Genomic DNA, 12,968 nt, shown 5'->3' with positions numbered 1-12,968 from the left:
CGCTACTCGTTCCATTATTCGTGCTCATTGATAGCGATTGTCTTAACGATCCTCTCCGGTTCGGGCCGGGCCAGATCGATCGACAACAACCCGTTCTTCAGATCCGCACCCAGCACCAGCATCCCCTCCGCCAGCACGAAGGTGCGCTGGAAGTGGCGCGCGGCGATGCCGCGATGGATGTATTGCCGGGTCTTGTCGTCCTGCTGCCGCCCGCGGATCACGAGCTGGTTTTCCTCAATGGTTACATCGAGTTGGTCGCGCGTAAATCCGGCGACCGCCAGCGTGATACGTAAGCGCTCGGGCTGGCCGTCCGCGCCGCCACACCTCTCGATATTGTAGGGAGGATAGCCGTCGGCGCCTTTGACGACGCGATCGAGCACGCGCTCAATCTCGTCGAAGCCCAGAAGGAACGGACTGGATAACGTGGGAACACGAGACATAGTTTACAAAGTCCTCGCAGAAGCGACTTTGGTGCATCAGGGCCCTGAGAGGCGCCCCTTGATCAGCAATATGGGCATGTTCCCGTGTTGGTTCAAGCAGGTAGCCGGGAAGCTGTGGATTGGCCATTTCCTGTCGTCATGCCCGGGACAAGCCCGCGCATGACGACATCAGGCGGGCCATTTATCTCAACAAAAACAGACCCCCTTGTACTGTGCATGGGGTTGTTTTCGCGTTTTGTGTTGTCCGGCCTTTCGGAACCGATCAGGCCTCCAGCCGCGTCCGCCCGTCGCCGCTGAACAAATGCAGCTTCGCCCGCAGCGCCGCGACGCGGATTTTCGCGCCGATGGCGGGAGCCTCGGTTCCGGGAATGCGGACGATGATCTCGCCGGGCGGCAGCTCGCCCGGCGTGGCGGCGACACGCTGCTCTTCCTGCTCGCGCGAGCCGTAGACGAAGGTTTCGGCGCCGACGCGCTCGATCGCCTCCACCGTCAGCGGCAAAGCGACGCCGCCGCCCGGGGTCTGGTCGGTGATGACGAAGTCTTCCGGGCGGATGCCGAGAATGCCGGCGTCGGCCGCCGCGCTGCCCGCAAGCTGCGACCTGATCTCCTCCGGGCGCGTCGACATCAAATTCATCGGCGGCGCGCCGATGAAGGAGGCGACGAAGGTGGTTGCCGGCTTCTCGTAGATCGCAAGCGGATTGCCGACCTGCTCGACCTGGCCGCCGTTCATCACAACAAGGACGTCGGCGAGCGTCATGGCTTCGAGCTGGTCGTGGGTGACGTAGATCGACGTCGTGTTGAGCCGGCGCTGCAATTTGCGGATCTCGACGCGCATCGCGATGCGGAGTTTCGCATCGAGGTTCGACAGCGGCTCGTCGAACAGAAACACCTTCGGCTGGCGCACGATGGCGCGGCCCATGGCGACGCGCTGACGCTGGCCGCCGGAGAGCTGACGCGGCTTGCGCTCCAGCATCGGCGTGAGCTCGAGCACGCGTGCGGCTTCGTCGACGCGGGACTTGATCTCGGCTTCCTTCATGCCACGGTTGCGCAGGCCGTAGGCCATGTTGTTGTAGACGCTCATATGCGGATAGAGCGCGTAGTTCTGGAACACCATCGCGATGTCGCGATCGGCGGGCTCGACCTGGTTGACCACACGTCCGCCGATATCGATCTCGCCGCCGGTGACGGTCTCGAGGCCCGCGACCATGCGCAGCAATGTCGACTTGCCGCAGCCGGAGGGGCCGACCAGCACGCAGAACTGTCCGTCGCCGACATCGACGTTGACGCCCTTGATGGCCTCGAAGCCGCCGAGATAGGTCTTGCGGACGTTGCGCAGGGTGACGTTAGCCATGAAAACTCACTTCTTACTTTTCCGTCTCGACGAGGCCGCGCACGAACAGTTTCTGCATGACGACGACGACGAACACCGGCGGCAGCATGGCCAGCATGGCGGTCGCCATCACGATCGGCCATTCGGTCAGCGCGTCGGTGGTGGTGATCATCTTGCGGATGCCGACCTGGATGGTCTGCATGTCGTCGCGGGTGGTGATGAGCAGCGGCCAGAGATATTGATTCCAGCCGAGGATGAACAGGATCACGAACAGCGCCGCCATGTTGGTGCGCGACAGCGGCAGCAGCGTGTCCCAGAAGAAGCGCAAGGGGCCCGCGCCGTCGATGCGCGAGGCCTCGAGCAATTCGTCCGGCACCGTCATGAAGAACTGTCGGAACAGCAGCGTTGCGGTGGCCGAGGCGATCAGCGGCAGCGCGAGGCCCGCATAGCTGTCGAGCATGTGCAGATCGGCGACGATCTTGTAGGTCGGATAGATGCGGACCTCGACCGGCAGCATCAGGGTGATGAAGATGATCCAGAAGATCGGCATCCGGAACGGAAAGCGGAAATACACGATCGCATAGGCCGAGATGATCGAGATGGCAATCTTGCCGACCGCGATCAGCAGCGCCATCACCAGCGAGTTCAGCATCATGTTGCCGACAGGCTCGCGGGTCGAGCCGCTCGTGCCGACGAAGATGGTTTGATAATAGGTCTCGAAGAAATGACCGCCCGGCAGCAGCGACATCTGCCCGTTCGCGATCAGCGCATTGTCCTGGGTCGAGGCGACGAACGCGATGTAGACCGGGAAGGCGACGATCGCGATTCCGATCCAGAGAATGATGTGCGCGACGTAGCGCCGAAAGCCCTCTTCCTCGACCATCAGTAGGTCACCTTGCGTTCGACGAAGCGGAACTGGATTCCCGTCAGCACGATGACCATCACCATCAGGATCACCGATTGCGCGGCGGAGCTGCCGAGATTGCCGCCGAGCAGGCCGTCGGAATAGACCTTGTAGACCAGCGTCTCGGTCGACTTGCCGGGACCGCCGCGGGTCATGGTGTCGATGATGCCGAACGTGTCGAAGAAGGCGTAGACGACGTTGACGACCAGCAGGAAGAAGATGGTCGGCGACAGCAGCGGGAAGGTCACGGTCCAGAACCGGCGCATCGGGCGTGCGCCGTCGATCGCGGCGGCTTCGAGCACGCTTCGCGGGATGCTCTGCAGGCCGGCGAGGAAGAACAGGAAATTATAGGAGATCTGCTTCCAGGCGGCGGCGAGGATGATCAGGGTTGCCGCCTGGTCACCGTCGAGCAGCGGATTCCAGTCGACCCCGATCGCGCGCAAATAGCGCGCGATGATGCCCAGCGAGGGATGCAGCATGAAGATCCAGAGCACGCCGACGACCGGCGGCGCCACCGCATAGGGCCAGATCAAGAGCGTGCGGTACAGCATCGAGCCGCGCAGGGGCTTGTCCGCCATGACGGCGAGCAGCAGCGCAAAGGACAACGACGAGACCGCGATGGCGAACGAGAAGAAGAAGGTGCGGAGGATCGCCTCGAAATAGGCGGGCTCCCTGAACAGGTCGAGATAGTTGTCGAACCAGACGAAGCTCGTCGACAGACCGAAGGCGTCCTGGAGCAGGAAGGACTGGATCACCGCCTGCAGGGCCGGCCAGTAGAAGAATAGCAGGACGATCGCGAGCTGCGGCGCAACCAGCGCGTAAGGCAATAGCCTGGATTGGAAAATGGCTTGCTTCTGCATGGTGTCCGCCGAAGCGGCAGGCCGGCGGACCGGCCTGCCGCTCATCGCCTCACTTGACGGCGGTCTTTTCGAACTGCCGCAGCATCGTGTTGCCGCGCTCGACGGCGGCATCCAGCGCCTGCTTGGCGGTCTTCTTGCCGGCCAGCGCCTGCTCGATCTCTTCCGACCAGACGTCACGCAGCTGAACCATGTTGCCGAGGCGCAGACCGCGCGAGTTCTCGGTCGGCTCCTTGTTGGTCAGCTCCAGCAGCGGGGTCTCGAGATAGGGCTGGTCCTTGTAGAAGCCCTCGGCCTTGGCTTTCTCATAGGCCGCCTTGGTGATCGGCAGATAGCCCGAGGCCTTGTGGATGTAGACCTGGCGATCGGTGTCGGAGAGGAAGGTCAGGAATTTTGCGACGCCCTTGTATTCGTCGGCCGGCTTGCCGCCCATGACCCAGAGCGAAGCGCCGCCGATGATCGAGTTTTGCGGCGCGCCCTTTGCCTCCGGATAATACGGCATCGGCACCGCGGTGAAGTTGAACTTGGCCTGGGCCTTGACGTTGCCGAAGAAGGCCGACGAGGTCAGGTAGATCGGGCATTCGCCCGAGGTGAAGCGGCCTTCGCCGGTGTTGGTACGGCCGGCATAGTCGTAGACCTTGGTCTTCTGGAGCTCGACCAGGTTTTCGAGATGCTTGACCTGGAGCGGCCCGTTGAACTCGAGCTTGGTGTCGAAGCCGTCGAGGCCGTTGGCCTTGCTGGCGAGCGGGACGTTGTGCCAGGCGGAGAGCTGCTCGAGATTGACCCAGGTGACCCAGGAGCCGGAGAAGCCGCAGGTGTCATGACCGGCAGCCTTCAGCTTCTTGGCGGCCTCGAACGTCTCGGGCCAGGTCTTCGGGATCGCGACATTGGCCTTCTTCAGCTCGTCGAGATTGACCCACATCACGGTGGACGACGAGTTGAAGGGGAACGACAGCATCTCGCCCTTCGAGGTCGAGTAGTAGCCGGTGATGGCGGGCAGGTAGATCTTGGGATCGAACTTCTCGCCGGCCTCGGCCATCAGCTTGTAGACGGGCTTCACCGCGCCGGTCGCAGCCATCATGGTGGCGGTGCCGACCTCGAACACCTGCATGATGTGCGGCGCGTTGCCGGCACGAAACGCCGCGATGCCCGCGTTCATGGTGTCGGCGTAATTGCCCTTGTAGGTCGGAACGACCTTGAAGTCGCTCTGCGACGCGTTGAAGTCGTTGGCTAGCTTGACGATGACGTCGTTGTTGGCGCCGGTCATCGCGTGCCACCACTGGATTTCCGTCACGGCCAGCGCCGGCGACGCCGTCATGCCAACCGTGAGTGCAAATGCGGCAGCCACCCCAAAGTGTCGAAGAGCCATCAAGTAAACCTCCCTTGGCCGTCAAAAGAAGCGCTTGCGCTAGCAGCGCCATATGACGTTCACATGACTGTGTAAGCGGCCGAAACGAAAGCGGCAAGCGCTGGAAAAGGGAAGACGGCAAATAGGCGAAGACGGAGCGGGCAGCCGCATTGGTTCGCGGTGCACTATCGTGCCCGCGCCGCACTGCGGCATCATTCATTGGACGGAGGTGGTAGCCTCTACCGCTTGCGCTCGGGGCCGCAGACGGTGCCCTTCTCGACCATCGCGTCGATCTCGGCCTTGGAGTAGCCAAACTCGCCCAGCACCTCCTGGGAGTGCTGGCTGAATTTCGGCGGCAGCCGGCGCAGGCTCGGCTTGCTGCGGTCGAGCCGGATCGGCGAGGCGACGCCCTTGTACCAGTCCTTCTCGATAATATCGCCGCGCGCGATCGTGTGCGGGTTGGTCAACGCCTGGTCGATCTTCTGCACGGGCCCGGCGGGCAGGCCCGCGGCGAGCAGGCGATTGCACAGCGGCTCGGCCTCGTGCTGGCTGAACACGGCAGCAAGCTCGGCGCGCAGCGCCTCGCGATTGGCGATGCGGTCCTTGTTGCGGGCAAAGCGCGGATCGGTGCCGAGCTCGGGCTTGCCGATCTCCTTGGCGAGCTTGCGGAAGGTGCCGTCATTGCCGACACCGATGAAGATGTCGTCGGTCTTGGTCGGGAAGATCGCGTAAGGCACGAGGTTGGGATGCTCGTTGCCGGTGAGGCTCGGCGGCTTGCCATGCATGAAATAATTCGCGGTGTGCGGATGCATGATGGCAAGGCCGGTCTCGTACAGCGTCGTCTCCAGGAATTGGCCCTTGCCGGAACGCTGCCGCTCCGACAGCGCCATCAGGATGCCGATCGCCGCATAAAGTCCGGTGGTGATGTCGACCAAGGGCACGCCGATCCGCATCGGTCCGCTCTCGGGCGAGCCGGTCGCGGCAATCATGCCGGTCATGGCCTGGATGATGGCGTCATAGCCGGGATTGCCGCCGCGCGGGCCGTCGGCGCCGAAGCCGCAGATCCGGCAATGCACGAGGCGCGGGAATTTCTTGCTGAGCACGTCGTTGCCGATGCCCCATTTCTCCAGCGTGCCCGGCTTGAAATTCTCGATCAGGACGTCGGCGGTCTCCAGCATCTTGAGCAGCACGATGCGGCCGCCCTCGGAGGCGAGGTCGAGGCCGATCGAGCGCTTGTTGCGGTTGATTCCGACGAAATAGGCCGCGTCCTCCTCGTGGAAGGGAGGGCCCCATTCGCGCACCTCGTCGCCCGCGGGCGGCTCGACCTTGATCACGTCGGCGCCGTGGTCGGCGAGGATCTGGGTGCAGTAGGGACCGCCGAGCACGCGCGTGAGATCGATGACGCGCAATCCGCTCATTGCGCCCAATGCGGCTTCAGAACTGGCGGCTTCAGAACTCATGCCTTCGCTTCCCCTGTGTCGATATTTGGCCACAGGCCTAGCGAGGTTCGCACAAGCCAGCAATGGCCTGTTGCGTAGGGGCGTATGCACTGCCGGCCGCATGCCGCGGCATGGCAAATCAGGATTGGCAGATCAGCGGAAGCGGCCGGCCCGAGGGGGATCCCGGGCCAGCCAATCAGCACTTTCGATCAGACGACCGTCAGGCGAACATCGACATTGCCGCGCGTGGCATTGGAGTACGGGCACACCTGGTGCGCCTTCTCGACCAGCGCCTCGGCTTCCGCGCGGGCGAGGCCCGGCAGTGAGACGGCAAGATCGATGTCGAGACCGAAGCCGCCCTCGGAGCGCGGGCCGATGCCGACGGTCGAGGTCACGGAGGCATCGGCCGGAACCTTCGGCCCACCCTGCGACGAGACGAACTTCATCGCGCCGATGAAGCAGGCCGCATAGCCGGCCGCGAACAGCTGCTCGGGATTGTTGCCGGCGCCGCCGCCGCCCCCGAGCTCCTTCGGCGTGGTGAGCTTGACGTCGAGCGCGCCGTCGAGGGTTGCAGCATGGCCATCACGGCCGCCGGTGGCCTTGGCGCTGGTCTTGTAGAGGACGTTCACGGACATTGTCGTCTCCTCGTGTCTTCCGGTTGGGGTGCGCTCTGTATCGCAAACAATTAGATTGTGCGCAATTGAAATTAGCAGGGCTCACATTTAATTGTTCGCAATTGAATGTGCCGCCCGCCGGCCCCAGAATGGGAGGAAATCCCGTGAGATTCTCCATGCCCCGGAAGCTATCGACCCTCGATCCGCAACGCCTCGACAACCAGATCTGCTTCGCGGTCTACTCGGCCGCGCACGCCTTCAACCGCGTCTACAAGCCGCTGCTGGACCGGCTCGGCCTGACCTATCCGCAATATCTGGTGATGCTGGTGCTGTGGGAGCGCGACGACGTGCCGGTCAAGGACATCGGCGAGCGGCTGTTCCTGGATTCGGGCACGCTGACGCCGCTGCTCAAGCGGCTCGAGGCCGCCCATCTCGTGCGGCGCACCCGCTCGAGCGAGGACGAGCGTCAGGTCCTGATCGCGCTGACGGCGCAGGGGCATGCACTGAAGGAAAAGGCCCGCAGCGTGCCGCAGTCGATCCTGGCGGCCTCGGACTGCTCGGTGTCGGAACTGGTGTCGATGAAGGACGAGATCGTCGCGCTGCGGGATCGGCTGAACGCGGTGATCGGGGAGTAGGGGGTGTATCCCTTACGACAGCCGCTTCTTCGTGAAAGCGCGACCGGAGTGAGACTTCAGATACGCCTCGAACGCGAGCGCTTTATGCTTGTCGGGGAAGGCGCAGTACCAGATCAGCTTCCAGGGTTTGAACTTGGCGGTATGGCTGGATCTGCCGGCATTGTGCTCCGGAATCCGTCGCTTCAAATCCTCGGTAGCGCCAACGTATTCCTGCTCGGGAAATTCAATGCTGCGGAGGATGTAGACGTACCACATCGACGCTATCGCCCGGGTAGCCGTTAGGTGGGGGTCTCACCAGTCCGTCTTCGCCCTTTGGGCTACGCCGGACACCACGCTTCACCCTTCAAGCTCCGCGCGGCTGCGCCACGCGTAGCCCGAAGGGCGAAGCGTGGTGGAGCCAGGCGGGATCGAACCGCCGACCTCTTGCATGCCATGCAAGCGCTCTCCCAGCTGAGCTATGGCCCCTTAGTCCTTGTGGGGATCCTGGTGGATCACCCGTACCGGCGAGCCCTGGTGACTCGCGCGGTGCACCCTTTTTCACAGATCAGGGCTGATCTCAAGTCTCTTCATCACCTCCGACATCACCAATGATGTCGGTCACGTCCTCATCGCCCTCTTCTTCGTCGGCAATGAAGGTCGAATCATCGTCATCGTCGTCATCGAGGGTCTCATCGACCTCGATATCGTCCTCGGATTCGGGCACGGCGGCCTTGACCTTGCCGGTGTTCTCCTCGGCGTCGGCCTCCTCGAGCGAGACCTCCTCGACCTCTGCCGGCTCCGGCGTGGCGTCGGCCGTCGCTGCGTGCCGTGCCTCGGCGCCGCGGGGCATGCGCGCGGGCGCGACCGGGGCGATCGGCACGACTTCACCGGTATAGGGCGAGATCACCGGATTCTTGTTGAGGTCATAGAACTTCTTGCCCGTGGTTGGGCAAATACGTTTGGTTCCGAGTTCGGACTTGGCCACGGCAGGAATCCTGGGAATGTCTGAAAAGCGGTGTTTCACTTGGCTAGTTGGCGGCCCGCTGTCAATAGCGCATTACGGGAGAACGACATGCCCGTGACGAGGCGCTGACCATGTGGTACCTGCGCCCAGCGCCCTCGAGGGCGCATCCAAGGACACAATCGTGACCCATTCCGACCAAACGAGGCCGCTCCAGGCTCGCGCCAGCGGGCCGCTGACCGGGAAAGTACGGGTGCCCGGGGACAAGTCGATCTCCCACCGTGCCCTCATCCTGGGCGCGCTCGCGGTCGGCGAGACCAGGATTTCAGGTCTGCTGGAGGGCGAAGACGTCCTCAACACCGCCAAATCGATGCAGGCGCTGGGCGCCACCGTGGAGCGGACCGGCGATTTTGCCTGGAAAGTGCAGGGCGTCGGCGTCGCGGGCTTCGCCCAGCCCAAGGAAGCGCTGGATTTCGGGAACTCCGGCACCGGCTGCCGGCTGGTGATGGGCGCCGTCGCCGGCTGCCCGATCTCGGCGGTTTTCGACGGGGACGCCTCGTTGCGCAGCCGCCCCATGCGCCGAATCCTCGATCCCCTGGAAAAGATGGGCGCCAAGGTCATCTCCGGCAGTGAGGGCGGCCGCCTGCCCCTGACACTCCAGGGTGCCCGCGATCCGCTGCCGATCACCTACAAGACCCCGGTCGCCTCGGCCCAGATCAAATCGGCAGTGCTGCTGGCGGGCCTTGCCGCGCCTGGCATCACGACCGTCATCGAGACCGAGGCCAGCCGCGACCACACCGAATTGATGCTGAAGCATTTTGGTGCCGACATCACCTCGGCACAGGAGGGCGTGCACGGCCGCCGTATCACGCTCAAGGGCCAGCCCGAGCTGCACGGTGCCAATGTCGTGGTGCCGGCCGATCCCTCTTCGGCGGCTTTCCCGGTGGTCGCGGCGCTGATCGTCGAGGGCTCCGATGTCGTCCTGTCGGATGTCATGACCAATCCGCTGCGCACCGGCCTGTTCACCACGCTGCGCGAAATGGGCGCATCGATCGAGGAGAGCGAAGTCCGCGGCGACGCCGGCGAGCCGATGGCGAAACTGCGCGTGCGGGCCTCGAAGCTGCGCGGCGTCGTGGTGCCGCCGGAGCGCGCGCCCTCGATGATCGATGAATATCTCGTGCTCGCGGTGGCAGCCTCTTTCGCCGAGGGCACCACGATCATGCGCGGCCTGCAGGAGCTGCGCGTCAAGGAATCGGATCGCCTGGAGGCCACCGCTGCCATGCTCCGCGTCAACGGCGTGAAGGTCGAGGTCTCCGGCGACGATCTGATCGTCGAGGGTCGCGGTCACGTCCCCGGCGGCGGCACTGTCGCGACCCACATGGACCATCGCATCGCGATGTCCGCATTGGTGATGGGCTGCGCCTCGGACCAGCCGGTGACCGTGGACGACACCGCTTTCATCGCCACCAGTTTCCCGGACTTCATTCCGATGATGCGTTCGCTAGGGGCCGAGTTTTCATGATCATCGCCATCGACGGACCCGCGGCCTCGGGCAAAGGGACGCTCGGCAAGCGTCTCGCGCACCATTACGGCTACCGTCACCTCGATACCGGCGTGATCTACCGTGCGGTGGCCTATGCCCTGATGCAGTCCGGTCACGATCTCCGGGACGAGGAGGCTGCGGTCGCTGCGGCGCTGGAACTCGATCCCGAAAAGTTCGGCAATCCGGCCCTGAAGACCCAGAAGGCCGGCGAGGGCGCCTCCATCGTCTCGGCGATCCCCAGGGTGCGCGAGGCCCTGGTCAATTTTCAGCGGCAATTCGCCGCCGATCCGCCCGGAGCGGTGCTGGACGGCCGGGACATTGGAACCGTGATCTGCCCGCATGCGGACGTGAAGATTTTCGTCGTCGCCGATCCAAAAGTCCGAGCGCGCCGCCGGACCATGGAGGCCAAGGCGAGGGGCGAGGAGGCCGACGAGGCCGCCGTGCTCGCCGACATCATCCAGCGCGACGAACGCGACAAGAACCGGCCTATTGCGCCCCTGAAACCGGCCGCCGATGCTTACTTGCTAGATAACTCCCAACTGGATATAGAAGGCGGCGTCCGGGCCGCCATCGACATTATCGAGGCCGTCCGAGCGGGCCGGTCGCGGGGTTAAGCCGCCGCCGTCATTGGAGGAAGTGCCCGCTCCCGCTCTTTGAGGTCGATACCTCGGTCCCCTGTTTGGGGCCGACGCGATCCAGGCTCCGGACACAAGATTTCCACGTATCGAACGCGCGGGCCTCAGCCGGCCCGCTTCCGCTGTTCCGCCTATCAGGCCGGAGCAGCGAGCGGTCGCTCGAAGGTCTTGCGGACCTTCCGACACTGCGCGTGCGATGCGCCCATGAACCCAACGGCCGGCACGACATCCGCAACTGGAGAACAAATGGCTTCGACTTCTGCTGATACCTATAGCCCGTCGCGCGACGATTTCGCCGCGATGCTCGACGAGTCCTTCGCAGGTGGCAACCTGCAGGAGAGCTCCGTCGTCAAGGGCAAGGTTGTTGCAATTGAAAAGGACATGGCCGTCATCGACGTCGGCCTGAAGACCGAGGGCCGCGTCGCCCTGCGCGAGTTTTCCGGCCCCGGCCGTGACAGCGAACTGAAGGTCGGCGACGAGGTTGAAGTGTTCCTCGATCGCATCGAGAACGCGCTCGGCGAAGCCGTGCTGTCGCGCGACAAGGCGCGCCGCGAAGAGAGCTGGGGCAAGCTCGAGAAGGCGTTCCAGAACAACGAGAAGGTCAACGGCGTCATCTTCAATCAGGTCAAGGGTGGCTTCACCGTCGACCTCGACGGTGCCGTGGCCTTCCTGCCGCGCTCGCAGGTCGACATCCGTCCGATCCGCGACGTTGCGCCGCTGATGAACAATTCGCAGCCGTTCCAGATCCTCAAGATGGATCGCCGTCGCGGCAACATCGTCGTGTCCCGCCGCACGGTTCTCGAAGAGACCCGCGCCGAGCAGCGTCAGGAGCTGGTGCAGAACCTCGAAGAGGGTCAGGTCATCGACGGCGTGGTTAAGAACATCACCGATTACGGTGCGTTCGTTGATCTCGGCGGCATCGACGGCCTGCTGCACGTCACCGACATCGCGTGGCGCCGCGTCAACCACCCGACCGAGGTGCTCTCGATCGGCCAGACCGTGAAGGTCAAGATCATCAAGATCAACCACGAGACGCACCGCATCTCGCTGGGCATGAAGCAGCTCCTGGACGATCCGTGGCAGGGCATCGAAGCCAAGTACCCGCTGGGTGCCCGCTTCACCGGCCGCGTCACCAACATCACCGACTACGGTGCGTTCGTCGAGCTCGAGCCGGGCATCGAAGGCCTGATCCACGTCTCCGAGATGTCGTGGACCAAGAAGAACATGCACCCCGGCAAGATCGTTTCGACCTCGCAGGAAGTCGAAGTGCAGGTGCTGGAAGTCGATTCCGTCAAGCGCCGCATCTCGCTCGGCCTCAAGCAGACCATGCGCAACCCCTGGGAGGTCTTCGTGGAAGGTCACCCGACCGGTTCGACGGTCGAGGGCGAGGTCAAGAACAAGACCGAGTTCGGTCTGTTCCTGGGTCTCGAGGGCGACGTCGACGGCATGGTCCATCTCTCCGACCTCGACTGGAAGCTTCCGGGCGAGCAGGTGATCGACAACTACAAGAAGGGCGACATGGTGAAGGCCGTGGTGCTCGATGTGGACGTCGAGAAGGAGCGCATCTCGCTCGGCATCAAGCAGCTCGAAGGCGACCCCTTCGCCGAGCCGGGCGATGTCAAGAAGGGCGCGGTCGTGACCTGCGAAGTGCTCGAAGTGAAGGAAAGCGGCATCGAGGTGAAGATCACCGGTACCGACTTCTCGACCTTCATCAAGCGCTCCGAGCTCGCCCGTGACCGCAACGACCAGCGCGCCGAACGCTTTGCCGTCGGTGAGAAGGTCGATGCCCGCGTGATCCAGTTCGACAAGAAGGCCCGCAAGGTCCAGGTGTCGATCAAGGCGCTCGAAGTCGCAGAAGAAAAGGAAGCCATCGCGCAGTACGGCTCCTCCGATTCGGGAGCAACGCTCGGCGACATCCTCGGCACCGCGCTCAAGAACCGCGACAGCAAGTAAGCGAACCTTTCGGTTCGCCAGACATCGAAGCCCCGGCGCGAGCCGGGGCTTTTTTGTTGCCGCCTCCACAAGCTCCGCTGTCGCTCCGGAAAACTCCGCTGTCGTCCCGGACAAGCGCAGCTCCTGACAACGCGCAGCGTTGTCGGAAGCGGAGCGACGATCCGGGACCCATACCCACAGGGAGTGGTTTGACGAAGACCCGGAGTTGCGAGCTTTGCGCGACGATTTCTCCCTGTGGTTATGGGTCCCTGCGTTCGCACTAGGGCATGCACATATCTGGTGCGGCGGATTGACTCGGGTTCGCCCTGGGGGTTCCAGAATCGGAGATCT

13 protein-coding genes and 1 tRNA gene are annotated in these 12,968 nt (G+C 63.7%); 4 read left to right on the top strand and 10 right to left on the bottom strand.

Annotated features, from left to right (window positions below):
* Positions 1-14: 14 nt before the first annotated feature.
* The 7 genes from XI03_RS31990 to XI03_RS31960 form a co-directional block, all read right to left on the bottom strand.
* On the bottom strand, positions 15-440 hold the full coding sequence (locus tag XI03_RS31990) for an Hsp20 family protein (protein ID WP_028139463.1): 426 nt from the start codon (positions 438-440) through the stop codon (positions 15-17).
* Positions 441-702: 262 nt separating this feature from the next.
* Positions 703-1,791: a sn-glycerol-3-phosphate import ATP-binding protein UgpC gene (locus XI03_RS31985; RefSeq protein WP_028139464.1), complete on the bottom strand. Its 1,089-nt coding sequence runs from the start codon at positions 1,789-1,791 to the stop codon at positions 703-705.
* Between the two features lie 13 nt (positions 1,792-1,804).
* Positions 1,805-2,653, bottom strand: coding sequence for a sn-glycerol-3-phosphate ABC transporter permease UgpE (gene ugpE / locus XI03_RS31980; RefSeq protein WP_028139465.1), 849 nt, complete (start codon positions 2,651-2,653; stop codon positions 1,805-1,807).
* Positions 2,653-3,534, bottom strand: coding sequence for a sn-glycerol-3-phosphate ABC transporter permease UgpA (gene ugpA, locus XI03_RS31975; protein ID WP_271594321.1), 882 nt, complete (start codon positions 3,532-3,534; stop codon positions 2,653-2,655). Before ugpA ends, ugpE begins: the two co-directional genes overlap by 1 nt.
* Positions 3,535-3,583: 49 nt before the next feature.
* Positions 3,584-4,900, bottom strand: coding sequence for a sn-glycerol-3-phosphate ABC transporter substrate-binding protein UgpB (gene ugpB, locus XI03_RS31970; protein WP_212428951.1), 1,317 nt, complete (start codon positions 4,898-4,900; stop codon positions 3,584-3,586).
* A gap of 218 nt (positions 4,901-5,118) precedes the next feature.
* Entirely contained in the window at positions 5,119-6,339 is a 1,221-nt protein-coding gene (locus tag XI03_RS31965) for a CaiB/BaiF CoA transferase family protein (RefSeq protein WP_038972336.1), read from the bottom strand.
* A gap of 188 nt (positions 6,340-6,527) precedes the next feature.
* Positions 6,528-6,953 (bottom strand): organic hydroperoxide resistance protein, encoded by a 426-nt coding sequence (locus tag XI03_RS31960; RefSeq protein WP_018323436.1) that lies wholly within the window; start codon positions 6,951-6,953, stop codon positions 6,528-6,530.
* Positions 6,954-7,108: 155 nt separating this feature from the next.
* Between XI03_RS31960 and XI03_RS31955 the strand changes: the two genes are divergently transcribed.
* Positions 7,109-7,567 carry a MarR family winged helix-turn-helix transcriptional regulator gene (locus XI03_RS31955; RefSeq protein WP_028139469.1) on the top strand — a complete coding sequence of 153 codons (459 nt, stop codon included), beginning with the start codon at positions 7,109-7,111 and terminating at the stop codon, positions 7,565-7,567.
* A gap of 12 nt (positions 7,568-7,579) precedes the next feature.
* Here the strand turns inward: XI03_RS31955 and XI03_RS31950 are convergent, their stop codons facing one another.
* The 3 genes from XI03_RS31950 to XI03_RS31940 all read right to left on the bottom strand — a co-directional run bounded on the left by XI03_RS31950 (position 7,580) and on the right by XI03_RS31940 (position 8,531).
* A complete protein-coding gene (locus tag XI03_RS31950) occupies positions 7,580-7,822 on the bottom strand; it encodes a GIY-YIG nuclease family protein (protein WP_038950989.1) in 243 nt (80 codons plus the stop codon).
* A gap of 134 nt (positions 7,823-7,956) precedes the next feature.
* Positions 7,957-8,032 (bottom strand) — tRNA-Ala (locus tag XI03_RS31945).
* 91 nt (positions 8,033-8,123) lie between these two features.
* Positions 8,124-8,531 carry a TIGR02300 family protein gene (locus tag XI03_RS31940; protein WP_018323433.1) on the bottom strand — a complete coding sequence of 136 codons (408 nt, stop codon included), beginning with the start codon at positions 8,529-8,531 and terminating at the stop codon, positions 8,124-8,126.
* A gap of 160 nt (positions 8,532-8,691) precedes the next feature.
* Here XI03_RS31940 and aroA point away from each other — a divergent pair, with 160 nt between their 5' ends.
* The 3 genes from aroA to rpsA all read left to right on the top strand — a co-directional run bounded on the left by aroA (position 8,692) and on the right by rpsA (position 12,638).
* Complete coding sequence (gene aroA, locus XI03_RS31935) at positions 8,692-10,029, top strand: 3-phosphoshikimate 1-carboxyvinyltransferase (RefSeq protein WP_038972341.1); 1,338 nt, start codon at positions 8,692-8,694, stop codon at positions 10,027-10,029.
* Positions 10,026-10,664: a (d)CMP kinase gene (cmk, locus tag XI03_RS31930; RefSeq protein WP_028139472.1), complete on the top strand. Its 639-nt coding sequence runs from the start codon at positions 10,026-10,028 to the stop codon at positions 10,662-10,664. The genes aroA and cmk overlap by 4 nt, the downstream gene beginning before the upstream one ends.
* Positions 10,665-10,931: 267 nt before the next feature.
* Positions 10,932-12,638, top strand: coding sequence for a 30S ribosomal protein S1 (gene rpsA / locus XI03_RS31925; RefSeq protein WP_028139473.1), 1,707 nt, complete (start codon positions 10,932-10,934; stop codon positions 12,636-12,638).
* The last annotated feature ends 330 nt before the right edge of the window (positions 12,639-12,968 follow it).

Origin of the sequence: Bradyrhizobium sp. CCBAU 65884, assembly GCF_028128835.1 — a bacterium.
GTDB classification, from domain to species: domain Bacteria; phylum Pseudomonadota; class Alphaproteobacteria; order Rhizobiales; family Xanthobacteraceae; genus Bradyrhizobium; species Bradyrhizobium ottawaense.
The sequence above is the reverse complement of the archived record's forward strand: the minus strand, read 5'-3'. Positions and strand labels throughout refer to the sequence as shown.